Source organism: Mesorhizobium kamtschaticum, from assembly GCF_056174585.1.
This window is the reverse complement of sequence record NZ_CM149691.1, coordinates 6533528-6556950: the sequence shown is the minus strand read 5'-3', so window position 1 is coordinate 6556950 and position 23423 is coordinate 6533528. Positions and strand designations below refer to the sequence as shown.

The 23423-nt window shown below is 64.8% G+C and carries 19 protein-coding genes; 3 read left to right on the top strand and 16 right to left on the bottom strand.

The features are described 5' to 3' along the window. Position 1 precedes the first annotated feature (1 nt). From AC0V7N_RS32515 to AC0V7N_RS32505, 3 genes are all read right to left on the bottom strand, one after another. Positions 2-1504, bottom strand: a complete 1503-nt coding sequence (locus AC0V7N_RS32515; RefSeq protein ID WP_475452326.1) for a sugar ABC transporter ATP-binding protein — start codon at positions 1502-1504, stop codon at positions 2-4. A gap of 5 nt (positions 1505-1509) precedes the next feature. Continuing rightward, positions 1510-2493, bottom strand: coding sequence for an ABC transporter permease (locus AC0V7N_RS32510; RefSeq protein WP_475452325.1), 984 nt, complete (start codon positions 2491-2493; stop codon positions 1510-1512). 120 nt (positions 2494-2613) lie between these two features. Further along, a complete protein-coding gene (locus tag AC0V7N_RS32505) occupies positions 2614-3690 on the bottom strand; it encodes a substrate-binding domain-containing protein (RefSeq protein ID WP_496627529.1) in 1077 nt (358 codons plus the stop codon). Positions 3691-3905: 215 nt separating this feature from the next. Between AC0V7N_RS32505 and AC0V7N_RS32500 the strand changes: the two genes are divergently transcribed. Next, a complete protein-coding gene (locus AC0V7N_RS32500) occupies positions 3906-5510 on the top strand; it encodes a GMC family oxidoreductase (protein WP_475452322.1) in 1605 nt (534 codons plus the stop codon). On the opposite strand, the gene AC0V7N_RS32495 is transcribed toward AC0V7N_RS32500, so the two are convergent. Further along, positions 5507-6334, bottom strand: a complete 828-nt coding sequence (locus tag AC0V7N_RS32495) for an NAD-dependent epimerase/dehydratase family protein (protein ID WP_475452321.1) — start codon at positions 6332-6334, stop codon at positions 5507-5509. The two genes, AC0V7N_RS32500 and AC0V7N_RS32495, sit on opposite strands and share 4 nt — an antisense overlap. A 155-nt stretch (positions 6335-6489) precedes the next feature. Here AC0V7N_RS32495 and AC0V7N_RS32490 point away from each other — a divergent pair, with 155 nt between their 5' ends. Then, positions 6490-7221 carry a FadR/GntR family transcriptional regulator gene (locus tag AC0V7N_RS32490; RefSeq protein ID WP_475452320.1) on the top strand — a complete coding sequence of 244 codons (732 nt, stop codon included), beginning with the start codon at positions 6490-6492 and terminating at the stop codon, positions 7219-7221. A 48-nt stretch (positions 7222-7269) separates the two neighbouring features. Here the strand turns inward: AC0V7N_RS32490 and kdgD are convergent, their stop codons facing one another. The 4 genes from kdgD to AC0V7N_RS32470 form a co-directional block, all read right to left on the bottom strand. Further along, positions 7270-8202, bottom strand: coding sequence for a 5-dehydro-4-deoxyglucarate dehydratase (gene kdgD, locus AC0V7N_RS32485; RefSeq protein ID WP_496627528.1), 933 nt, complete (start codon positions 8200-8202; stop codon positions 7270-7272). Positions 8203-8287: 85 nt separating this feature from the next. Next, positions 8288-9115, bottom strand: coding sequence for an ATP-binding cassette domain-containing protein (locus tag AC0V7N_RS32480; protein WP_475452319.1), 828 nt, complete (start codon positions 9113-9115; stop codon positions 8288-8290). Further along, entirely contained in the window at positions 9112-10185 is a 1074-nt protein-coding gene (locus AC0V7N_RS32475; protein WP_475452318.1) for an ABC transporter permease, read from the bottom strand. Before AC0V7N_RS32475 ends, AC0V7N_RS32480 begins: the two co-directional genes overlap by 4 nt. 128 nt (positions 10186-10313) lie before the next feature. Next, positions 10314-11417, bottom strand: a complete 1104-nt coding sequence (locus AC0V7N_RS32470) for a substrate-binding domain-containing protein (RefSeq protein ID WP_496627527.1) — start codon at positions 11415-11417, stop codon at positions 10314-10316. Positions 11418-11606: 189 nt separating this feature from the next. Here AC0V7N_RS32470 and AC0V7N_RS32465 point away from each other — a divergent pair, with 189 nt between their 5' ends. Further along, positions 11607-12641, top strand: a complete 1035-nt coding sequence (locus AC0V7N_RS32465; RefSeq protein ID WP_475452316.1) for an aldo/keto reductase — start codon at positions 11607-11609, stop codon at positions 12639-12641. 18 nt (positions 12642-12659) lie between these two features. Here the strand turns inward: AC0V7N_RS32465 and AC0V7N_RS32460 are convergent, their stop codons facing one another. From AC0V7N_RS32460 to AC0V7N_RS32425, 8 genes are all read right to left on the bottom strand, one after another. After that, on the bottom strand, positions 12660-13472 hold the full coding sequence (locus tag AC0V7N_RS32460) for an NAD-dependent epimerase/dehydratase family protein (RefSeq protein ID WP_496627526.1): 813 nt from the start codon (positions 13470-13472) through the stop codon (positions 12660-12662). Positions 13473-13475: 3 nt separating this feature from the next. Further along, positions 13476-14678 carry a pyridoxal phosphate-dependent aminotransferase gene (locus AC0V7N_RS32455; RefSeq protein WP_475452315.1) on the bottom strand — a complete coding sequence of 401 codons (1203 nt, stop codon included), beginning with the start codon at positions 14676-14678 and terminating at the stop codon, positions 13476-13478. Then, positions 14675-16294 carry a hydantoinase B/oxoprolinase family protein gene (locus AC0V7N_RS32450; protein WP_475452314.1) on the bottom strand — a complete coding sequence of 540 codons (1620 nt, stop codon included), beginning with the start codon at positions 16292-16294 and terminating at the stop codon, positions 14675-14677. Before AC0V7N_RS32450 ends, AC0V7N_RS32455 begins: the two co-directional genes overlap by 4 nt. Further along, positions 16291-18387 carry a hydantoinase/oxoprolinase family protein gene (locus AC0V7N_RS32445; protein ID WP_475452313.1) on the bottom strand — a complete coding sequence of 699 codons (2097 nt, stop codon included), beginning with the start codon at positions 18385-18387 and terminating at the stop codon, positions 16291-16293. Before AC0V7N_RS32445 ends, AC0V7N_RS32450 begins: the two co-directional genes overlap by 4 nt. Then, the gene (locus AC0V7N_RS32440) at positions 18384-20054 is read right to left on the bottom strand and encodes a thiamine pyrophosphate-binding protein (RefSeq protein ID WP_475452312.1); all 1671 of its coding nucleotides are present in this window, start codon (positions 20052-20054) and stop codon (positions 18384-18386) included. Before AC0V7N_RS32440 ends, AC0V7N_RS32445 begins: the two co-directional genes overlap by 4 nt. A 116-nt stretch (positions 20055-20170) precedes the next feature. Further along, positions 20171-21577, bottom strand: a complete 1407-nt coding sequence (locus AC0V7N_RS32435; RefSeq protein WP_475452311.1) for an FAD-binding oxidoreductase — start codon at positions 21575-21577, stop codon at positions 20171-20173. A gap of 54 nt (positions 21578-21631) precedes the next feature. Further along, positions 21632-22396: an amino acid ABC transporter ATP-binding protein gene (locus tag AC0V7N_RS32430; RefSeq protein ID WP_475452310.1), complete on the bottom strand. Its 765-nt coding sequence runs from the start codon at positions 22394-22396 to the stop codon at positions 21632-21634. Between the two features lie 12 nt (positions 22397-22408). Then, positions 22409-23401 carry an ABC transporter permease subunit gene (locus AC0V7N_RS32425; protein ID WP_496627523.1) on the bottom strand — a complete coding sequence of 331 codons (993 nt, stop codon included), beginning with the start codon at positions 23399-23401 and terminating at the stop codon, positions 22409-22411. Positions 23402-23423: the final 22 nt, after the last annotated feature.

The window sequence follows — 23423 nt, the reverse complement described above, 5'->3', positions numbered from 1 at the left end:
CTCACACCATTGCTCGCAGCAGATCGACCTGGTTCGGCTTGTTGCCGGGACTGGCGTCGAAACGCGCGGTGATCTCGCCGTCGCGCATCACCAGCACCTGATGCGACAGGCCGATCGTCTCTTCCAGCGTGTCGGAAATCAGAAGGATCGCGACGCCCTGCGCCGAGAGATCGCGGACCAGTTCGTAGACCTCTTCCTTGGCGCCGACGTCGAGGCCACGCGTCGGGTGGTCGAGTACCAGGATGCGCGAGCCCGCCGTCATCCAGCGCGCCAGCACCACCTTCTGCTGGTTGCCGCCGCTGAGCTTGCGGCAGGCGGCGTCAGGCCCGGGCGCCTTGATGCGCAGCCGCTTGATCCAGTCGGCGGCAAGCCGGCGCTCCTTGCCATAGTCGATGGCGCCATTGCGCATGACGCTGGACAGATCGGCCAGCGAAATGTTCTCCGCGATCGTCAGGAACATCACCAGCCCTTCGAGCCTGCGCTCGCGCGGCACATAGCCGATACCCCTACGCACCGCCGGTTCCGGCGAGCCGAACCGCACGGTGTCGCCGGCGATCTTCATCTCGCCAGCATCATGCTGGACGAAGCCGCCAATGGTGCGTGTCACCTCCTCGCGGCCGGAGCCGACGACGCCGGCGATACCGACGATCTCGCCGGCGCGGATCTTGAGATCGACGCCGTGATAGAAGCCGTTGGCGCCCAATCCCTTGGCCTCGACCATGACCGTGTCGCGTGGCGGAAGCTGGCGCGCCTCGCGGTAATATTCGGCCTGCAGGCCACGCCCGACCATGATCTCGTGCAGCTCTGGCGCGGTGACTTGAGCGGCGCGGTGCTCGGCGACGACAGCGCCATCCTTCATCGTGTAGACGCGGTCGGAAATCGCCAGCACCTCGTCCAGACGGTGCGAGACGAAGACGAAACTGGCGCGGGATTTGAGCGAGCGCACGCGCGCGAACAGCACCTCGATATCGGCGGCATTGAGCACCGAGGTCGGCTCGTCGAGCAGGATGAGCAACTGCCGTTCGACCACTTCCTCCAAGGTCAGCGCCTTGGCCAACTCGACCATCTGGCGCGCGGCGAAGGTGAGTTCGGAGGTGCGCGCGGTGACGTCGATGTCGATGCCGATCTTGGCCAGCTGACGCCGCGCCGCCGCGTTCATGGCGCGCCAGTTGACGAGGCCGAAGCGGGTGAAGCGGTCTTCCTCGCCGAGATAGATGTTTTCGGCGACCGTCAGGTTGAGCACCAGCGACTGTTCCTGGAACACCATGCCGATGCCATGCTTTGCCGCGTCGCGCGGGCTGCGCATGCGCAACTGCTCGCCGTCCAGCGTCAGGCTGCCGCCGTCCGGGCGGTAGCTGCCGGCCAGCACGCGCATCAACGTCGACTTGCCGGCGCCGTTCTCGCCGATCAGCCCGACCACCTCGTTGGGCCGGACCTCGATCGAGACGTCGCGCAACGCCTGGACGCCGGGAAAGTTCTTGATGATGTGGGACGCGCTCAGCATGGCGCTCACTTCACGATTCTGAGGCGGACGCGGTCGAGCGACAGCGCCACCGCGGCGATGATCATCAGGCCCTGCACCGTCTGCTGGATATAGGGCGAGATGCCGAGCAGGATCATGCCGTTGGCCAGCACGGTGACGATCAGCACGCCGATCAGCGTGTTGACGACGCCGCCTTCGCCGCCGGTCAGCGCCGTGCCGCCGACGACGACGGCGGTGACGGCTGCGAACAGCCTGCCGTCGCCGATGACCGCGTGCGACTGGCCGAGCTGCGCGGCGGCGAGCACGCCTGATATGCCGAAGAAGAAACCGGCCAGCGCAAAGGCGGTGATGCGCACGCGCACTACGTTGACGCCGGAGAGCTTGGCGACGTCCTCGTCACCGCCGATCGCCAGTATGTGGCGGCCGAGCTTGGTGTGGTACTGGATAATTGCGGCGAGCAGGAACGCTGCAAATGCGACCCAGACCGCCACCGGCAAGCCAAGGAAGCGATGCAAGGCCAGGTCGCGGATCGAGGCATCGTTGAGCCGGATCGCCGAGCCGCCCAGCATATAGACCGACAGGCCAAGGCCGATGAACCACATGCCGAGCGTCGCCATGAAGGAGGGGATGCGCAGCATGGTCTGGACGAGCCCGCTGACGAACCCCATCGCGGTGCCGGCGATAATTGCGGCGAGCACCGCCCACCAGCCATAGTCATTGCCATTGCCGTCATTGGCGGCGAGCAGCACCACCACCATGGCCGACACCGACAGCGTTCCCTCGACCGAGAGGTCGATGCTGCCCATCAGGATGATGAAGGTCAGCCCCATCGCCAGCGTCAGCGGCACGGCGGCGGAGTTGGCCAGCCGCACCAGATTGCGCAGCTCGATGAAATTGGGATTGGCGATGGCGATGAGGACGCAGAGCACGATCAGCACCGCCAGCGGCGCCAGGCTGCGCCAGCGCCTGCCGCCGAACACAGCGGCGATGCGGCCGGGGAGAAATGTCATAAGCGTCGTCCGCTCGATGTCCGAAACGGACTTCAGGGGTTCTGTATGGATTGTCAAGAAACCGCTTCCCGTCTGCTGAAAAGGGAGCGGGCCGCCAGGGAGCAGCGGCCCGCCCGGCGGTCAGGTTCGGATCGCTCCAGTCACCCGGCCCCACAGATCGTTCCAGTCGATCTCCGGTTTGGTATCGACATTGGTCTTGTAATAGTCCTCGACATTGTCGTGCGAGATCAGCACCGCCTTGCCGTAGAATTCGCGGTGTTCCGGCGGCTCCTTGGTCGGGTCGAACTTGCCGATCTTGGCGTTGTAGCCGATGGCCAAGCCCATGCCGCCCTGCCAGAATGGATCGGAGGTGACGGTGCAGGCGAACTCGCCGGTGCGCACCGCGTCGACCGCCGTCTTGATACCGTCGACGCCGACGATCGGCACTTTGCCGGCGAGGTTTTCGGCGCGCAACGCTTCCAGTGCGCCCGAGCCCATGTCGTCATTGGCGGCCCAGATGCCCTTGATGTCGTCGCCGAAGCGGGTGAGCAGATTGCCCATCAGGTCGAAGGCTTCGGTCGATTTCCAGTTGGCGACCTGGAAGTCGAGCAGCTTGATGTCGGGATTGGCGGCAAGGGCCGCGTCGAGGCCCTTCTTGCGTTCGATCGCCGCCGTGGTCGAGATCAGGCCGCCGAGTGCTACGATGCCGCCCTTGCCGCCGATGGTCTTGAACAGGATCTCGGCGATGGTCTTGCCGCTTTCGATGCCGTCGAACTCGATGTGCGAGACATAGTTCGGGTTGAAGTCCTTCGGATGCAGGTCCGACGGCTTGTTCCATTGCGTCACCACATAGGCGCCGGCCTTGGCGCAGGCTTCGACGATCGGGCGCGCGTCCGGCGTGTCGTTGGGATCGGAATTGAGCACCATGTTGCCGCCGGTCTTGGCCAGCATCGCCTTGATGTCGGCGATTCCTTTCTCGCTGTTGCCTTCCGAAACCAGCGTGACATGTTCGAGCCCGGCCCATTTGGCATAGGCTTCGGCCCCGGTCTTCCACACCGCGTGATACGGGTTGGAGAGCGAGCGGATCGACGTCACCAGCGTCGGCTTTTCCTGGGCGCGCAAAACCTTCGGCATGGCGAGCGCCGCCACGCCGGCGGTGGCGCCCATCATCAGCGTCCGGCGGTTGACCGAAAGCGTAAGATCTGTCCTGTCCTTCATATTCAAACCTCCCGATTGAAATCTGTTTCCCGCCCGGCGGCATGCGCGGGGGAGCGCGGCCGGGCCTCCGATCGATGGATTGCCAAGTTCCTCAACTTGTACGACAACCCTTCAACACGATAACCATACCCTTTCTCTTGACGCGGCACAAGCGACTTGAGATCGTTGCACGCGGGGAGGACAGGACACTGTTTCCACCTGCCAAGGGAGCGAGAATGTCTGACTACATCATCGTCGGCGGCGGTTCGGCCGGCTGCATTCTGGCCGCCCGGCTGAGCGAGGATCCGGACGTGTCGGTCACCTTGCTCGAGGCCGGCCCGCCCGACACCGATCGCTACATCCATCTGCCGGTCGGCTTCTTCAAGATGACGGCGGGGCCGCTGATCTGGGGCTATGACACGGCCCCCGGCAAGGCGATCGACGGCCGCACCATGGTCTATCCGCAGGCGCGTGTGCTGGGCGGCGGATCATCGATCAACGCCCAGGTCTTCACCCGTGGTTGTCCTGAGGATTACGACGGCTGGGCGGCTGACAGTGGTTCTGCGGGATGGAGCTATGCCGAGGTGCTGCCCTATTTCATCCGCTCCGAGGGCAACGACACCTTCGCCGGCCCGCAGCACGGCATCGACGGACCGCTCGGCGTTTCCAGCGGCGCCCCGCATCCGCTGACCCGCATCTTCGTCAAGGCGGCGCAGCAGGCGGGCCTGCCGTTCCGGGCCGACTTCAATGCCGGCCAGCAGGAAGGCACCGGATTCTACCAGACGACGACGCGTCAGGGGAAACGCTCAAGCACGGCGGTCGCCTATCTCAAGCCGGCGCTTGGCCGCAAGAATTTGATGCTGCGCACGGACGCCACGGTCAGCCGCGTCGTCGTCGAGAATGGCCGCGCCATTGGCGTCGAGATCATCATCAATGGCCGTACCGAGCATTTGCGCGCCGAGCGCGAGGTGATCGTCACCGCCGGCGCCATCGGCTCACCCAAACTGCTGATGCTGTCGGGTATTGGCCCGGCCGCGCATCTCGGCGAGCACGGCATCGAGGTGGTCCACGATCTTGCTGCCGTCGGCCAGAACCTGCACGATCATATGGATGTCGACGTCGTCGCCGAACTCAACGGACCGCACGGCATCGACCGCTACAAGAAGAAGCGCTGGCAGGCGGTCGCCGGCCTCGAATACGCGCTGTTCGGCAAGGGACCGGTGGCCTCCAACATTGTCGAAGCCGGCGGTTTCTGGTGGGGCGACCGCGCGGAGAAGACGCCCGACATACAGTTTCATTTCCTGCCTGGCGCGGGCGTCGAGGAAGGCATCGGCTCGGTTCCCGGCGGCAATGGCTGCACGCTGAATTCCTACCATGTCCGCCCCCGCTCGCGCGGCAGCGTAACGCTCAAATCAGCGGACCTGCGCGATAAGCCCATCATCGATCCCAACCCGTTCGCCGAGCGCTACGATCTCGAGCGCGCCATCGACGGTATCGAGATCAGCCGCGAAATCCTGTCGCAGCCGGCTTTTTCAAAATACATCAGCCGCGAGCATCTTCCGGGCGCGGCCATGCAGGGACGCGCCGCACTCGAAGCCTTTGCCCGCGAACATGGCCGCAGCGCCTACCACCCGGTCGGCTCCTGCCGGATGGGCGGCGATGCCGGGAGCGTCGTCGATCCCGAGCTTCGCCTGCGCGGACTGCAAGGCCTGCGCGTCTGCGACTCTTCGATCATGCCGAGCATCGTGTCGTCCAACACCAATGCCGCGGTCATCATGATCGCCGAGAAGGCGGCGGATTTGATCGCCGGGCGCGGCCCGCTGCCGGCGGTGACGGCCTAGTCGTCTGGAAACATCTCACGCGGCGGAAAGTCGGCGCGGCTGTAGTCGACGACGATGAACTTGCCGCCCTGGTAGCGCTCGACCACCGGGTTGTCCGTCACCTTGCCGCGGACGCGCTCGGTCTGGCTGTCGGAACTGTCGAGCGGCACCCAGCCGAGCTTTTGCCTGGCATCGTGCCGCCAGAAGCCGCGGCTGTTGTTGGACTGGCCCCAGATGACGGAGCAATCGACCCGCTCTGCTTCGGCGCAACGTTCGATCAGGCGAACAAAGTCATCGTGGGATATCCAGGTCGACAGGATCCTTTCGTCCGGAACCTCCGGCAGCACCGAGCCGATGCGGATCAACACGCTTTCCACCGCATGCTTGTCGAAGTAGAGCCGCGCCAGCATCTCGCCATAGGCTTTCGACAGGCCGTAATAGCCATCTGGACGAAGAAGGCAGTCCTGGTCGAGGATCTCCGTCCGCTCGTAGAGCCCGACCGCATGCACGGAGGACGGAAACACCACCCGCGCCTTCTGAATGCGCGCCGCCTCGTAAATGTGGAAAGCGCCGCGCAGATTGGGGCCGAGCACCGTCTCAAAAGATTGCTCGGTGGAGATGCCGCCGAAATGCAGGATCAGGCCGCAGCCCTCGGCCAGATCGTTGACCGCCTGCTGGTCCTCGAGATCGGCGATGGTGAAGCTGGCGTTTGGCGGCAACGGGATCGGCAAGGGCATGACATCGGTGAGCCGCAAGGTCCAGCCAAGCGCCGCCAGCCGGACTGAGAGCAGCCGTCCGATCGTGCCGGAGGCTCCGGTCAACAGCACCGGTTTTTCGGGGATCATCACACCCTGTCCTTTCGCTGATACCGCGGACATGTTCGCGCTGATATGGCAAGGCGAACGAAGACTGGTCGCCGCGAGCGCGCCGCAAATGTCATCATATCACCGTATAAATAATGGGTTGCCAAGGACAGCGGTTCGTTTATTGCTTGATGGCGATGAAACGTTCCTTTGGCCTTCCCCCGCAGATCAGCCGCACGGCGCAGGTTGCCGACTGGTTTGCGCGCGAAATACGCGCCGGCCACCTGACCAGTGGCGAGAAGCTGCCGACCGAGCAGGAACTGATCGCGCAATTCGGTGTCAGCCGCACGGTGATCCGCGAAGCCATGGCTTCGCTTCGATCGGAGGGCCTTGTCGTCAGTCGCCAGGGCTCCGGCGTCTTCGTTGCCGACCATGAGGCCAACACCGCATTTCGCATCGTCTCCGACGAGCTTCACTCGCTGACGGAAGTCCAGAACGTGCTGCAGCTTCGGCTGGCGGTCGAACAGGAAGCCGCCGGCATCGCCGCTGAGAAGCGCGGCGACGACGACCTTGCCCGCATGCGCGATTGTCTTGACGCCATCGATGCGTCGATCGCGGCGGGCGAGAGCGCCATCGAGCCGGATTTTGCCTTCCACCGGGCGATCGCCTCGGCCACCGGCAATCCCTATTTCGAACGCTTCATGCATTTTCTCGGACCCGTCGTCATTCCGCGCCAGTCGATCCGCCCGCGGGACGAAACGCCGGAGCAGCGGCGGCACTATCTGGAGCAGGTCCAGATGGAGCACCGCCGCATCTACCAGGCCATCGAGCGGCAGAATGTCGAAGCCGCCCGCTTCACCTTGCGCGAGCATCTGGAGGCTGGCCGGGAGCGTTATCGCCGCATGGTCGATGGTCACGCCAGATCGTAGCAGGCCGTCAACTCCGGTCTTCGATCCGCTCCCGCAAATCATCCGGTCCTACGCCAGCTCCGCGACCGGCATTTTGCAGGACTGCATGAGATCAGCGAGCTGCCGCTCCTCATCCGGTGTCAGGTCGAGAAGCGGCGATCTCACCGGGCCGCAGTCGATTCCCGCGATGCGCGCGCCGGCCTTGACGATCGACACGGCATAGCCGGCGCGCCGGTTGCGGATGGCGAGGTAGGGCAGGAAGAATGAGCGGATGAGATCGCCGACCTCGGCTGTGCGCCCGGCGCGCAAGGCGTTGAAGAAACGCAGCGCGATCTCGGGCGCGAAATTGTAGATCGCCGAGGAATAGGTCGTCATGCCGATGGCCGCGGCGGCACTGGCATGGACTTCGGCCGTCGGCATGCCGCCGATGAAGATCAGGCGATCGTCCATGCGGTAACGCAGCGCGGTGAGCAGCTCGATGTCGCCGACGCCGTCCTTCAGCCCGATCAGGTTCGGACAATCCTGCGCCAGGCGCTCCAGCGTCTCGGGCGTCAGCACCGCATTGTCCCTGTTATAGGCGATCACGCCGATGCCGACGGAGCGGCAGATGGCGGTCAGATGGCGGCGCAGGCCGTCCTGCTCGGATTTGACCAGATAGGGCGGCAGCACCAGCAAGCCGTCGGCGCCATTGGCCTCGGCGGCCTTGGCGAATTCCACCGCCATATGCGTGCCGTAGCCGACGCCGGCCAGCAGCGGCAGGTGATCAGGCACCTCGTCCGACGCCGCCCGCACGACGCGCTTGTATTCCTCTAGCGTCAGCGAAAAAAACTCCCCCGTTCCGCCGGCGGCAAAAAGCCCGCTTGCGCCGGCAGCGCCTTGGCTGGCGACATGGGCGCGATAGCCGTCTTCGTTGAAGCCGCCGTCCTCGTCGAAAAAGGTCAGCGGAAAGGACAGCAGCCCGCGGCCAAGGGATCTGGTCAGTTCGGTGGGTGAGAACGTCAAAACGAATACTCCATGCAGAGAGCCGACAAGTGGGTGGTCTTGTCGGCAGGGATTTTGGCGGCGGCGGCGTCTGCCGGTGGCCGGTTCATATGAGGCCCGGCCGCACTTCGGCCGCGGCGGCTTCGATCGCCCTGGTGCCCAAGCCCGACTTGACGATGCGGATCAGTTCCTCCTCGCTGGTGTCGGCCGTCGACGCGTCGAGCGCGACCTCGCCCGAATGCAGGAAGTTGATGCGATCGCAGACCTCGAAGATCTGGTTGTAGTTGTGGACGATCAGGATCACCGAGACCTGGCGCTGCTGGCGCAGGTTTTGGATCAGGCCGAGCACATGCGCGCTCTCGCGCACGCCGAGTGCCGCCAGCGGCTCGTCAAGCACCAGGATCTTCGGCGACGAATAGATCGAGCGGGCGACAGCGATGCATTGGCGCTGCCCGCCCGACAGGAGGTCGACCGTGCTGTTGACGCTGGGGATCGAGATGCTCAGCGTATCGAGATAGAGCTGCGCCTGTTCGCGCATCTTCCTGTTGTCGAGCAGGTTCAGGCCGAGGAATCGCTTGTGGTACTCGCGGCCGAGAAACATGTTGTGGAAGACGCTGAGGTCGCCGATCAGCGCCAGGTCCTGGTAGACGGTTTCGATGCCCTGGGCGCGCGCATCGCGCGGCGAGGCGAAACGTACCTCCTTGCCTTGCGAGACGATCGTGCCGGTATCGGGCTGGTGGAAGCCCGACAGGATCTTGATCAGCGTCGACTTGCCGGCGCCATTGTCGCCGACCAGCGCCAGGACTTCGCCCTGGCGCAGCTTGATCGAGACGTCGACGAGGGCGGTGACGGCGCCGAAACTCTTGGAGATGTTGGACATCTCCAGCACTACGGGTGCATCGGGGGCGAGCGGTGGAATGGTTGGCGAATTCATACGCGCCTCCGTGTGCGCAGGCGGTCGACCTGGATTGAGAGGATCATCGCCGCGATGATGGCCGCGCCGAGATAGATGTCGGATACGGTGGCCTGGGCGCCGATCATCACCAGGCCATTGTTGAGCGAGGCGACGACGAAGGCGCCGATCAGCGCGCCGATAACGGTGCCGGAGCCGCCGAGCAGCGAGGTGCCGCCGATGACCGCGGCCGCGATCGCCTGCAAGGTCAGGAACGGGCTGCCTGCCTGCGGGTCGGCCGAGGTGAACTGGGCGGTGTTGATGATGCCGGCAAAGGCCGCACAGCCGCCGGCGATCATGAAATTGTAGATCTTCATGCGATCGGTGCGCACACCGATCTCGCGGGCGCCGATGATGTTGGAGCCGGTGGCGATGGTGTGCAGGCCGAAGGTCGTGCGGTTCAGCACCAGCGCCAGCACCAGCACCACCAGCACCGCCCAAAGGAAGGGCGTGAACGCCGTGATGCCGTGCCAGGACAGGAGCGCATCCGACGGCTGGTAGAGGCTCTGCCCGAAGATGGCGTTGAAGGGCTGTTCGACCGGCGCCACGATCGGCTGGCTGTTGTAGATCGAGACGACGATGCCTTGCAGGAAGAACAGCATGCCGACGGTGGTGATCAGCGACGGCACCTTGAACCGCACCGTGATGATGCCGTTGATGGCGCCGACCAGTATGCCGATCAGCACGCCGATCAGCGCCCCGACGGCGAGCGGCACGCCATAGGTGACCGACAGCAACGCCATGACATAGGGGGCGATCGAGAAGATGGCGCTGAGCGACAGGTCGATCTCGCCGGTGATCATCAGCATGACTTCCGCGGCGGCGATCAGGCCGAGCCGGCCTGTGTCGCGCAGCACGACGCTCATGAATTGCGGCGACAGGAATCCGCCATCGCTGCCAACTTGGAAATAGATCACCAGCACGATGGCGACGACGGCGATGCTGGCCTCGCGATAGCGGGACAAAAGGATGAGCAGCCTTTCCGTCATCGTGTGCGGGACCTTGACGCCAACGGCGTTCTTCTTCGCAGGCTTGGTTTCGGTGGGCGCCACTGTGTGTTCCTGATCTGGAAGTCTAGGCGAAGAAGCGGATCGGCAACAGGCGAAACGGCAGCCGGCGATGCCTCGCCGCATCATCTTGAAACGATGCGGCGAGGCAGGGGTATCGCAGCCGGATAGTGTCAGGTCGGCTCGACGTCGCTGCGACCCTCAAAGCGGGACTTGCCGACATAGGCGTCGACATTGTCCTTGGTCACATAGGCCTGGCTGGTGTCGCTGTTGGCCGGGCCGACAAGGCCGCCCGACAGCTTGTAGAGATACATCTGCTGCACCGGCAGGAAGCCCTGCAGATAGGCCTGCTGGTCGGTGGTGAAGTTGACGTCGCCGGCCTTGATGAAGTCCAGCGTCTGTGGGAACAGGTCGAAGCCGGCCACGGCGCCGCCGGCTTTCACCAGGCCATATTTGTTAGACACGAAACCGCAGGCATAGGTGTCGGAACCGCCGGTGCCGAACAGGCCGTTGACGGTCTTGTGGCTGAGATAATAGCTCTCGACGCGCGAGATTTCCGTTGCCGGATCAGGCCCGGTGTTGACGACATCATAGGTGACGCCGCTGCCACTGTCCTTGATCGCCTGGATATAGCCGTCGAGGCGCGGCTGCGTGTTGAGCGAGCCCGGCACGCCGATCGACAGCATGACGTGGCCGCCCTTGGGGATCAGCTTCAGCCACTTCAGTGCCGAGTTGTAGCCGGACTGATAGAGCGGCTGGCCGACATAGGACAGCCGCTTGTTGGGGCTGCCGACCGGCACGTCGGCGTTGAAGGCGACAACCGGAATGCCGGCTTGCGCGGCCATGTCGGTGGCGGCGTCGAAGGCCGTCGGATCGACCAGGCAGACAGCGATGCCGTCCGACTTCTGCGCGATCGCCGTCTGCATGGCGCTGACCATTTCGGAGACGACGTTCTTCTGCGACCCCGTCCACTGGTAGCTGCAGCCGAAAGCGGCGCAGGCATCCTGGATGCCGTAGACAGTCGGGGTGAAGAACTGGTCCAGCGTCACATGGCAGACGAAGTGGAACTTGTAGGGCTTCTTCGGCAGGCCGGGCGATGAGTCCGCAGCCCTGGCGGCGCTGATGCCGCCGGCAAGACCGCCCAATCCGCTGGCCAGGCCGGCGGCACCGAGACCGAGCTTCCCGGCCAGCGCGAAAGCACTGCGCCGGCTGATGGCAGCATTCGCCATCTCCATCTGATTTTTCGTTTCGTCGTCCTTCTTTGTTTTGTCGGCCATTGCGTTCCTCCCTTTTCGTTTTGCGGGCTTGCCCACCTTTGTCGTCTGGTTACATTGTTATATGACAAGTTTTGTGTCAATGCTTTTTCGACCCCGGTGCTACGGCGCCTTTCCTCCGCCTGAACACCGGCGCGGGAGGGCCGCCGCATCGCCGGCACGATGGACGACCAAAGATCACAGGAAGAGAAAATGGCTGAAATCGAATTCAGGGCTGTCAGCAAGGGCGGCCTGAAAGTGACGACGATCGGGCTCGGCGGCACCGGGCTGGGCAACATGTACCGCGCCGTCGATACCGATGCGGCGGTGAAGACCGTGCAGGCGGCCTATGACAATGGCATCCGCTATTTCGACACCGCACCTGTCTATGGTTTCGGCGTCAGCGAGACCCGTCTGGGACTGGCGATCAAGTCGCTGCCACGCGCCGACATCGTCATCTCGTCCAAGATTGGCTACGACCTCGTACCCATTCCGCCGGAGGAACTGAAGCCGGCACTCTGGGACCAGCCCGGCTCCTTCCGCGCCGAGTTCGACTATTCACGCGACGCGGTGATGCGTTCGCTCGAAGGCACGCTGAAGCGCCTCGACACCGACTATGTCGACATGGTCTCGCTCCATGATCCGGACGAAGCCATCCATTTCGGCCCCGGCGAGGATCCCTATGCCAGAAGCCGCTTCCGGGAAGCGATGGACGGTGCCTATCCGGCGCTCGACGAACTGCGTTCGCAAGGCGTCATCAAGGCGGTCGGCGTCGGCATCAACCAGTGGCAGATGCTGTCCGATTTCGTCGTCGCGGGTGCGTTCGACTATTTCCTGCTCGCCGGCCGTTACACACTGCTGGAGCAGGAGCCGCTGGCGACCTTGCTGCCGCTCTGCGAGCAGCGCGGCACCCGGATCGTCATCGGCGGCCCCTACAATTCCGGCATCCTGGCAACGGGCGCCGTCAAGGGCGCGACCTTCAACACCAGGCCGGCGCCCGAGCCGGTGCTCGAACGCGTCCGCCGCATCGAGGCCGTCTGTACCAGTCATAAGGTATCGCTGCCGGCCGCAGCGCTGCAATTCCCGCTCGGCCATCCCCTGGTGTCGAGCGTCATCCCGGGCGCCCGCTCGGCCGATGAGCTGAAGCAGAACCTGGCCTATCTGCGCGAGGATATTCCGCCAGCGCTGTGGGCCGATCTCAAGCAGGCCGGGCTGATCGAGGCCGACGCGCCCGTTCCCGCGTCGTGACGGCACATCGCCCTGCTGTCACGCCGGCTTGTCGTCCGGATGGCCGAGTTCGCAGAACCAGCCGCCTAGATATTTTACCGACGGTCTTTTCGGATCGGGAATGGGGGTCTTTGCTTCCACGGCCGCGCGGAACGGCTCGGCGCTGTCCTGTGGGATGAACCCCAGATGGTTGGCGCCGCTGTTGTCGACCATCTTCAACTTGTTGTCGGATATGCCGAAGGAGATCGTGTGACCGACGCGCGGCGCGGTGAGCGCTGCCTCGACCAGGCGCACGCAGTCGGCAAAGGACAGGTACGACCACAGCATGCGGCGGTCCGCCGGTTCGGGGAAGGACGAGAAGATGCGCAGGCACGCCGTCTCGATGCCGAACTTGTCCCAGTAGAGCCGGCTGAGGCTCTCGACGAAATTCTTCGACACACCGTAGAGGCTGTCGGGGCGCACCGGCGCATCGACGCCGATATGCGCCTCGACCTCGTGATAGCCGATGGCATGCACCGAGGAAGCGTAGATGACGCGCTTCACGCCGTGTTTCCGGGCGCCTTCGTAGATATGGTAGGAGCCGCGGATGCTGGAATCGAGGATGGTCTGCCATTCGCATTCGAGCGGCGCGCCGCCGAAATGCACGATGGCGTCGCAATCCCTGGTGGCAGCGATCGTCGCTTCCATGTCGGCGAGGTCGAACACCGCTTCCTCTTCGTGCGGCGCCAGATCGCCGAACGGTTCACGTCCTGCCAGGCGGATCGTCTTGGCCAGCGGCACCAGCCCCTTGCGCAGTTCCGAACCGAGGCGGCCGGCAGCACCGGTGATCAGGATACGGTCGTAATGCGACATCATCTACTCCACTTGCGCGACGGCGGCGTTGATCCGCGCGATCGCCTCGGTCAGCACCTCTTCGCTGGTCGCGGTCGAGATACGAAAATAGGGTGAAAGTCCATAGGCGGCACCCGGCACCGACGCCACGCGGCCTTCGTTCAAGAGATAGTTTGCCACCGCCGTATCGTCCTCGAGCACAACGCCTTTCGGAGTCTTGCGGCCGATCAGGCTGGCGCAGCCGATATAGGCATAGAAGGCACCATCCGGCGGCGACAGCGCGAGGCCGTTGATCTTCCTGATCCCATCCACGACCAGATCGCGGCGCGCCTCGAATGCTTGCCGGAAGCGTGCCACTTCGTCCTGCGGGCCGTTGAGCGCGGCCACCGTCGCCGCCTGCGCGATCGAGCAGACGGAGGTGCAGGACTGGCTCTGGATGGTCGACATCGCCTTCACCAGCGGCGCCGGTCCGGCCGCATAGCCGACACGCCAGCCGGTCATCGCATAGGATTTCGAGACGCCGTTGACGATCAGCGTGCGATCCCTGAGCTCCGGGCAGGCCTTGCCGAAGGAAACGAATTCGCGGCCATCGAACAAGATGTGCTCGTAGATCTCGTCGGAGAGGATGAGGACGTGCGGATGCCTTGCCAGCACCGCGCCCAGCGCCCGCAGATCCGATTGCGAATAGACCGCGCCGGACGGGTTGCCCGGCATGTTGAGGAACAGCCATTTAGTCCTTGGCGTGATGGCCTTCTCCAACATGTCCGACGTCAGCCGGAAGCCCGACGTCTCCGGGCATTCGACGGTGACGGGCGTGCCGCCGAGCAGCTTCACCATTTCCGGATAGGAGACGAAATAGGGCGCCGGCAGGATGGCCTCGTCGCCACTCTCCAGCGTCGCCATCAGCGCGTTGAAGATGATCTGCTTGGCGCCGTTGGCCACCACGATGTCGTTGGCCGTGTAATCCAGTCCATTTTCGCGGCGGAACTTGCCGGCGATGGCTTCGCGCACCTCGGCCGTGCCGGCAGCACCCGTGTAGAGCGTCTGTCCCGCCTTCGCCGCGACATGGGCGGCATCGATGATGTGGCTGGGTGTCGGGAAATCCGGTTCGCCCAGGCCGAGATCGATCACGTCGACGCCCTTGGCGCGCAGCGCCTTGGCGGCCTGCGAGGCCGCCATCGAAGCCGAAGGCTTCACCGCCGACAGGCGCGAGGCAATGTAGCTCATTTGCCGTTCTCCGAAATGTATTGCTTGGAGCGGTCGTTCGCCCGCGCCTCGGTGCTGCGTTTGGCCGGATCGCCATAGCCGCCGCCGCCCGGCAGTTCGAGGATCAGCCGGCGGCCGGCCGGAACGTGCTGCCAGCCCTTGGGCCGCATCTGCGTGCCATCGTCCAGCTTGACCACGCCGGCGACGCCGGGCTCGCCGCCATTGCGTCCGTGGGCAGGGTGATTGACACGGTCGAACATCGCCGAGAAGTCGAACTCATGGCCTTCGATCGCGGCGATCTCGATAACCTGTCCGAGGCCGCCGCGGAATTCGCCGTCGCCGCCGGAGTCCGGCCGCAGCTCCTTGCGCCAGATGACGATCGGCCCGGTATGCTCCGTCGCCTCGATCGGCATGGTGTGCACGCCCGAGGGAAAAGCTGTCGCCGACAATCCATCGAGGCCTGGACGCGCGCCCATGCCGCCGGAGTTGAACATCAGCACTTCGGCGCGACGGCCCGAGCCGCCCGCGACCGGCCGCACGGAGATATGGATGTTCCACAGCGCCCCGGCGCCTTCGGCGAGGATCTTGCCCGGCAGCGCCTGGGAGATCGCGCCCAGCACGAGATCGGGGACCATGTGGCCGAAGATGTGCCTGAGCGCCACCGGCGCCGGCCGCACCGCGTTCAGGATGTTGACCGGCGATTTCACGGTGAAGAAGGCGAGCGAGGCGGCGTTGTTGGGAATGTCGGGCGCCACCACACATTTCAGCGCGTAGCAGGCGTAGGCCTTGCTGTAGATGATCGGGCAGTTGATGCCCCAGCGGCTCATCGGGTCGGTGCCGGTGAAATCGACCTCGACATGGTCGTCGCGGACCGTGACCTTTGCCGCCAGCTTCACCGGCGCGTCATAGCCGTCAGTGACGAGTTCGTTCGACCAGCTGCCCTTCGGCAGCGCCTTGATGCGTTCGAGCATAGCGTCGCGTGTGCGCGAGAAGATGAAGTCGCCGAGCCCGTCGAGAGAGGAGAGCCCGATCTCCTTCATCATGTCGACGAGACGGCGATGGCCGACCTCGTTGCAGGCGGCGAGCGAATAGAAATCGCCGACGACCTGGTTCGGCTCGCGGACATTGGCACGCAGGATCCTGACAAGGTCGAGATTGACCTTGCCCTTTTCGGCGAACTTCATGATCGGGATCTGGATGCCTTCCTCGTAGACCGACTTGCCGTCGGCGCCGAAGCCGCGTCCGCCGACATCGACGACATGCGCCGTGCAGGCGAAGAACGCCACCAACTCGCCATTCAGGAAGGACGGCGACACCATGGTGATGTCGTGCAGATGGCCCGTGCCCAGCCAGGGGTCGTTGGTGACGTAGGTGTCGCCCTCGAACATGGTGTCGCGCGGGATTTCGTTCATGAAATGCAGCACGGCCTCGGCCATGGTGTTGACGTGGCCGGGCGTGCCGGTCACCGCCTGCGCCAGCATCTGGCCGCGCGGATCGAACACGCCGGCCGACAGGTCGCCGGACTCGCGCACCGAGGTCGAGAAGGCGGTGCGCAGCAAGGTGAGCGCCTGCTCCTCGACCACCGAGATCAACCGGTTCCACATCACCTGCATGCGGATGTCACTGATGTCGCTCATGACTGGCTGCCTTTGCGGATCAGAAGGATGGCGCCATCGCTCTGGATGACGGCGTCGAAGCTGGTGGTGACGACGGTGGACGTTTCGCGTTCGACGATGACCACCGGCCCCGCGACGCGGTCGCCCGCGCAGAGCGTATCACGTTCGACGATGCCGTAGATCTGCGGCTCCCCACTTGCCGGATCGAACACCGCGCGGGTGGTGGCCGGCGTGCTGGTGCGCTTGCCGCTGGTAAGCGCGTGCCTGGCGACATCAGGCCGGATATCCGTCGCCTTGACCGACCAGGTGACGATTTCGATCTCCAGCCCGTCGAGCCCTTCGATGGCGCGGCCGAAGAAGCGCTGGTAGTTCGCCTCGAACAGGTCCTTCAGCCCTGTGACGGCATCCTCGCCGAACGGCTTGTCCGGCAGCGACACGGGGATTTCCCAGCCCTGGCCGGCATAGCGCATGAAGGCGGTGATTTCGCAGGTGATGCTGCCGCTGGCGCCGCTGCGCACGAAGCTTTCGGCTGACGCCTTGAGGTCGCCGAGCAAGGCATTGATCTCGGCCGGCTTGAACCGCGACAGGCGGGTGAGCTTCGACGCCAGCGCCTCGTAGCCGAACGGTGCCTTGAGGAAGCCGATCGCCGACCCGACGCCGGCGCCCTTGGGGACGATGCAGCGTTCGATGCCGAGTTTTTCGCAGAGCCTTGCCGCGTGAAGGGGCGCAGCGCCACCGAAGGCGATCATCAGATTGTCAGAAATGTTCTTGCCATTCTCGACCGCGTGGACGCGGGCGGCATTGGCCATGTTTTCGTCCACCACCTCGCAGATGCCGAAGGCCGTCGACATGGCATCCAACGACAGCCGCTCGCCGACATCGCGCATGATCGCCTGTTCGGAAGCGGCCGTGTCGAGCCGGATCGCGCCGCCGGCGAAATTGTCGGGGTCGAGCTTGCCCAGCACCAAATCGGCGTCGGTGATCGCCGGGCGCATGCCGCCGCGGCCGTAGCAGGCCGGCCCCGGCTCCGATCCGGCGCTTTCCGGCCCGGTCTGGATCCGGCCCATGGCATCGACCCAGGCGATGGAGCCGCCGCCGGCGCCGATCTCGATCATCTCGATGACCGGGATCGAGATCGGCATGCCGGAGCCCTTGCAGAAGCGATAGGTGCGCGCCACCTCGAAGGTTCTGGCCGTGCGCGGCGCAAAATCCTCGATCAGGCAGATCTTGGCGGTCGTGCCGCCCATGTCGTAAGAAACGACCTTCTTCAGGCCGAAGCGCCTCGCGATGTCGGCGGCGAAGATGGCGCCGCCGGCCGGGCCGGACTCGACCAGGCGCACGGGAAATTCGGAAGCCGTCTCGACCGAGATCAGGCCGCCGCCGGAATGGATCATGAAGACCGGGCACTCGGCGCCCATCTCCTTCAGCCGTGTCTGGAAGCGGGCGAGATAGTCGGCCATTTGCGGCCGCACATAGGCGTTGGCGCAGACCGTGTTGAAGCGCTCGAACTCGCGCATCTGCGGCGAAACTTCGGCGCTGATCGAAATCGGGATGCTGAGCTTGCGGGAAAGGATCTCGCGCGCACGACGCTCATGCGCTGGATTGGTGTAGGCGTGGATGAAGCCGATCGCCACCGAGCCGAAACCGCCGGCAGCGATCCGTCCGGCAATCTCCTCCAGGGCGGCTTCATCGAGCGGCTGCAGTTCCTGTCCCTCGGCGCCGATACGGCCCTTGACCGTGAAGCGATGCTCGCGCGGGATGAGCGGTGTCGGCAGCTGCAGGTTCAGATCATATTGTTCGAAACGGTTTTCGGTCCGCATCTCGATCACGTCGCGAAAGCCTTCGGTCGTGACCAGCGCGGTCTTGGCGCCGCGGCGCTCGATCAGGGCGTTGGTGGCGAGCGTTGTGCCGTGGATGATGATGCCGATCTCGGCAGGCGAAATCCCGGCATCGCGCGTGACGACGGCAATGCCGTCGAGGATCGCCTGCTCGGGCGCCGCATAATTGGTCAGCACCTTGGTCGAGAACAGCGTTCCCCTGAGGTCGAGGGCAATGTCGGTGAACGTGCCGCCTATGTCAGCGCCAAGACGGATGTCGTCGGTTCGGGAGGTCATGCCTTGGCCTTCTGCGAAGCGAGCGCGGCTTCGCGCATCTGGGAAAGGGTCTGCCGGGGCGTCAGCGCTTCCGCCGAGATGGCGATGTCGAGGACAGCGCCCGTCGCCGAGTTGAGCGCCCGGCTGAAGGCGGCGGCGAAATCCGCGGTGGATTCGACCCGCTCGGCATGGAAGCCATAGGCCTTCGCCAGCGTGACGAAATCCGGATTCTCGAGCGAAGTTCCCGAAACGCGGGCCGGATAGTGGCGCTCCTGATGCGCGCGGATCGTGCCGTAAATGCCGTTGTTGAGGATCAGCACGATCGGCTGCGCGCCCGCCTGCATGGCGGTGCCGAGCTCCTGGCAGTTCATCTGGAAATCGCCGTCGCCGGCAAAGCAGACCACCGTGCGCCCTGGAAATGCGACCTTTGCCGCGACCGCCGCCGGCAGGCCGTAGCCCATCGCCCCGGACTGCGGCGCGAGCAGCCGCGCCTGCCGCCCGAACTTGAAGAACTTGTTTGGCCACACGGTGAAATTGCCGGCGCCGTTGGTGAGGATGACGTCGGCGGGCAAGGTCTCGCGCAGCCAGGCGCTGACCGCCACCATATCCACCGGGCCGGGCTGGACGGGTGCCGCGAATGTTCCTTCATAGGCCTTGCGCGCCGCCGCACGCCAATCCGTCCACGCGCCCTTCACCGGCGTCAGTGCTTTGGCGAAGGCGTTCGGGCCGGCATGGATGCCGATGACAGGCACGTAGATCTTGCCGATCTCGCGGTCGGAGCCGTGGACATGGATCAGCTTCTGGCGCGGTTGCGGCACCGACAGCAGCGTATAGCCGTCCGTGGTCATCTCGCCGAAGCGCACATTGACGGCCAGGATCACATCGGCGTCGCGGATCAGGCTCTTGACATGCGCCACCATGCCGACGCCGGCTTCGCCGACGAAGGCCGGCGAATGATTGTCGAACTGGTCCTGGTAGCGGAAGGCCGCCACGGTCGGGATGTCGGAGGCCTCGGCGAAAGCCTGCAGCGCCGCGCGTCCATCCTCTGTCCAGTTGGCGCCGCCCATCAGCAGGACCGGCCTTTCGGCCGCCGCCAGCAGTTTGAGTGCCGAGACAATCGCCTCCGCGCTCGGCGCCGGCTCGAAAATCGCCGCCGGGCCGTTCAGCGGGGCGGCCTCAGTCGGGGTTGTCAGCATGTCCTCCGGCAGGGCGACGACCACGGGGCCGGGCCGTCCGGTCAAGGCGGTGGTCCAGGCCCGCGCAACGATCTCCGGCAGGCGCGAGACGTCGTCGATCTCGACCGCCCATTTGGCGACCGTGCCGTAGACGGCCCGGTAGTCGATCTCCTGAAAAGCCTCGCGGCCCTTCATGTCGGTGCCGATCTGGCCGACGAACAGGATCATCGGCGAGCTGTCCTGCATGGCCGTATGGACACCGATGCTGGCATTGGTCACGCCCGGGCCGCGCGTGACGAAGCAGATGCCCGGCGAGCCCGTCAGCTTGCCGTAGGCCGAAGCCATGAACGCAGCACCGCCCTCATTGCGGCAGAGCACATAGTCCAGCCTTCCCTGCGTGTCGTGCAGCGCGTCGAGAACGGCCAGATAGCTTTCGCCGGGCACACCGAAGCTCTTCGTCGCGCCGAGCGCGATCAGGCATTCGACAAGAAGGCGGCCGCCATTGCGGATCATGTTTTCGACATCCTCGGTCTGGCGGCAAGCGGATCCGGCCTGCCTTTCGGATTTATACCTGCACGCTGGCGGAGCGGGACGAAATCAAGAAATGCCGTTTATGCGAAAGTTTTTCTTTACTCAGCAGTCCGCAGCAGAACGCCGGGGTTCATCGTGCTCAGCGGATCGAACGCACCCTTCAGCCGCGCCATGAGCTGCCGCTCCACCACACCACGATTGCGCTCGGCCAGGGCGATCTTCGCCCGGCCAAGCCCATGCTCGGCCGCGAAGCTGCCGCCCATTTCCGTGGCAAGCGCCGACAGTGCCTCGGCGAACTGCCCGGCCTTGCCGCCGAAATCGCCACGGCCTTCCGGCGGCGACAGATTGTAGTGGATGTTGCCGTCGCCGAGATGGCCGAACGGGTTGATCCGCACGCCGGGCAGAATGTCGTCGCAAATTTTCCCGCCCGCCTCGATGAAGCGGGCGATCGCGCCTGGCGGCACCGAGATGTCGTGCTTGAGCTGTTCGCCTTCCAGCCGTTGGCCCTCCGGCTGCTCCTCGCGCAGCCGCCAGAACTGCGCCCGGTGCGCCCCCGACGTCGCCAGCGCACCATCCAGGACCAGACCTTGCTCCATGCCCCATTCGAGCGCCGAGTTCAGGATCTCGTCCAGGGGAACGCGTTGCGAGCCGGAAGCCAGTTCAACCAGCAGATAGACATCGCCTCGTGTCCCCAGCTGGTAGGTGAGATCAGGCAGATGCTTGAGCGCCAGTGTCAGTCCGACATCGCTGAAGAATTCGAGGCCGGTGAGAAATTCGCCGGCCTCGCCGCGCAGGAAGGCGCCAAACGAAACGGCGGCGGCGAAGTCGGGCATGACGAGAAGCGCGCTCGCCTGCTGCCTTGGCGTGGGATAGAGCCGCAGCACCGCGCGCGTCACGATGCCGAGGGTGCCTTCAGCCCCGCAGAACAGCTTGCGCAGCTGATAGCCGGCATTGTCCTTTTGCACCGCGCGCAATCCGTCCCACACCGCGCCGTCCGGGGTCACGACCTCGAGGCCGAGCACCAGATCCTGCATCATGCCGTAGCGGAAAGCCTGGCTGCCGCCGGCATTGGTACCGATCAAGCCGCCGATCCGGGCGCTGCCTTCGGCGCCGAGATGCATGGGAAACATCAGGCCATGCGGTTCCAGCGCCTCGTGCAGCGCGGCAAGCACGACGCCTGCCTCGACGGTGATCGATCCGCTCTCTCGATCCGGTTCGCCGATCGCCGTCATACGCGAGAGCGAGACGATTATAGCGTTCGGCTGCTCCGCGACGGCGCCGCCGCAAAGCCCGGTGTTGCCGCCTTGCGGTACCACCGCCAGCCCGGCCCCCCGGCATGCCGCGACGACCGCGGCCACTTCAGCGGTGGTGGCTGGCCTCGCAACGCCCAGCGGTGCGACGCCATAGCGGTTGAGCCAATCGCGTTGGTAGGGGAGGGCGTCATCGCCCGAAAGCCAGCCTTTCGGTCCGAGGATCGCGCGCAGTGCGGCTGTGGGGTCAGTCATGGAAATCCCTGAAGATGTGTGCTGCTTCAAACTTTGCATCTTCAAAAATGCCGTTCAATGGCCCAGCACCTGCGACAGGAATTGTCGGGTGCGCTCGTTGCGGGCCGCGGTGAAGAATTCTTCCGGCGGCGCCTCCTCGACGATCTCGCCGCCATCCATGAAGACCACCCGGTCGGCGACCCTTCGGGCAAAGCCCATCTCATGCGTGACGCAGATCATCGTCATGCCTTCAGAGGCAAGCGTCACCATGACGTCGAGCACTTCCGAAATCATTTCCGGATCGAGCGCCGAGGTCGGCTCGTCGAACAGCATGATCTGTGGCTGCATGCACAGGGCGCGTGCGATCGCCACCCGCTGCTGCTGGCCGCCGGAAAGCTGGCCGGGAAACTTCATCGCCTGCTCGGGGATGCGGACTTTTCCCAGATAGCGCCGGGCGGTTGCCTCGGCCTGCGCGCGCGGCTGCTTGCGCACGATCATCGGCGACAGCATGCAGTTCTCCAGCACCGTCATGTGCGGGAACAGGTTGAAGTGCTGGAACACCATGCCGACCTCCCGCCTGATCTCGTCGATGTTGCCGACATCGTCGTTGAGCTCGGTGCCGAGCACGGTGATGCGGCCGCCATTGTGCTGTTCGAGACGATTGATGCAGCGGATCATGGTCGACTTGCCCGAGCCGGAGGGACCGCAGACGACGATCTTCTCGCCGCGCTCCACCAAAAGGTTCACGCCCCGCAGCGCGCGGAAGGACCCATAATATTTGTCGAGATTTTCGATGCGGAGCGCAGGCCCGGCCGGTTGCGTTGAATTGCCTGAAATCATGTCCGCGCCTCCTTAGCGTTCGCTGACCGACATGCGGCGCTCAAGGAAGGCGCCGTAGCGGGACAGGCTGAAAACGAAGACGAAGTAGATGAAGGCGATGAAGGCGTAGACCTCGACATAAGCGAAGCGCCATTCGCCGGTGCCGTAGGCGGCATTGCCGGATGCCAGGATTTCGAAGAAGCCGACGATGACCACCAGCGAGGTCTCCTTGAACGAGATGACGAACTGGTTGATCGTCGCCGGCAAAGCGTTGCGCATCGCCTGGGGCAGCAGGATGCGGCCGATGCGCTGCCAATAGCGCATGCCGAGCGCCATGGCCGCTTCTTCCTGTCCTTTCGCAACGCCCTGCATGCCGCCGCGCACGATCTCCGCCTGGTAGGCGGAGAAGAACAGGGCCGAGCCCAGGATCACCCGGTACAGCTTGTCGCCCTGCAGCCATTGCGGCAGCGCGAACGGCAGCACGATGGCGAATGTGAACAGGATCGAGATCAGCGGCAGCGAACGCACCCCGTCGATGATCAGGCCGGTGGTGCGCGAAATCCAGGGCAGTTCCGACCGGCGCAGCAGAGCCAGGCAGATCGCCAGCGGGAAGCCGATCAGGCAGGTGGTGACGAAGATGAACAGGGTCAGCGCCAGCCCGCCCCAGGCTTCCTCGCCGACGAAGGGCAGACCGAGCACGCCGCCCTTCATCAGCACGTAGAAGACGGTGGTGCCGATGCCCCAGACCAGCGCGATGCGGCGGCCTGTCCAGAAGGCTGGAATACAGCTCAGCACCGTCATCACCACCACGGTCACGCAGGCGAGCGCCGAGCGCCATTGCTCCTCATAGGGATAGAGGCCGAAGAGAATGATGCGCCACCTCGCTGCGATGACCGACCAGCAGGCACCGGCCGTGGCCTGGCAGGCCTCGGGTCCGCCGCTCGTGGTGAAGACGGCCGAGAAGACCGCCCAGTTCAGCAGCTTCCAGACGATGAAAGCCAGGATCGCCAATGAGATCAGCGACATCACGGCTTGTAGCGGCGTCGCG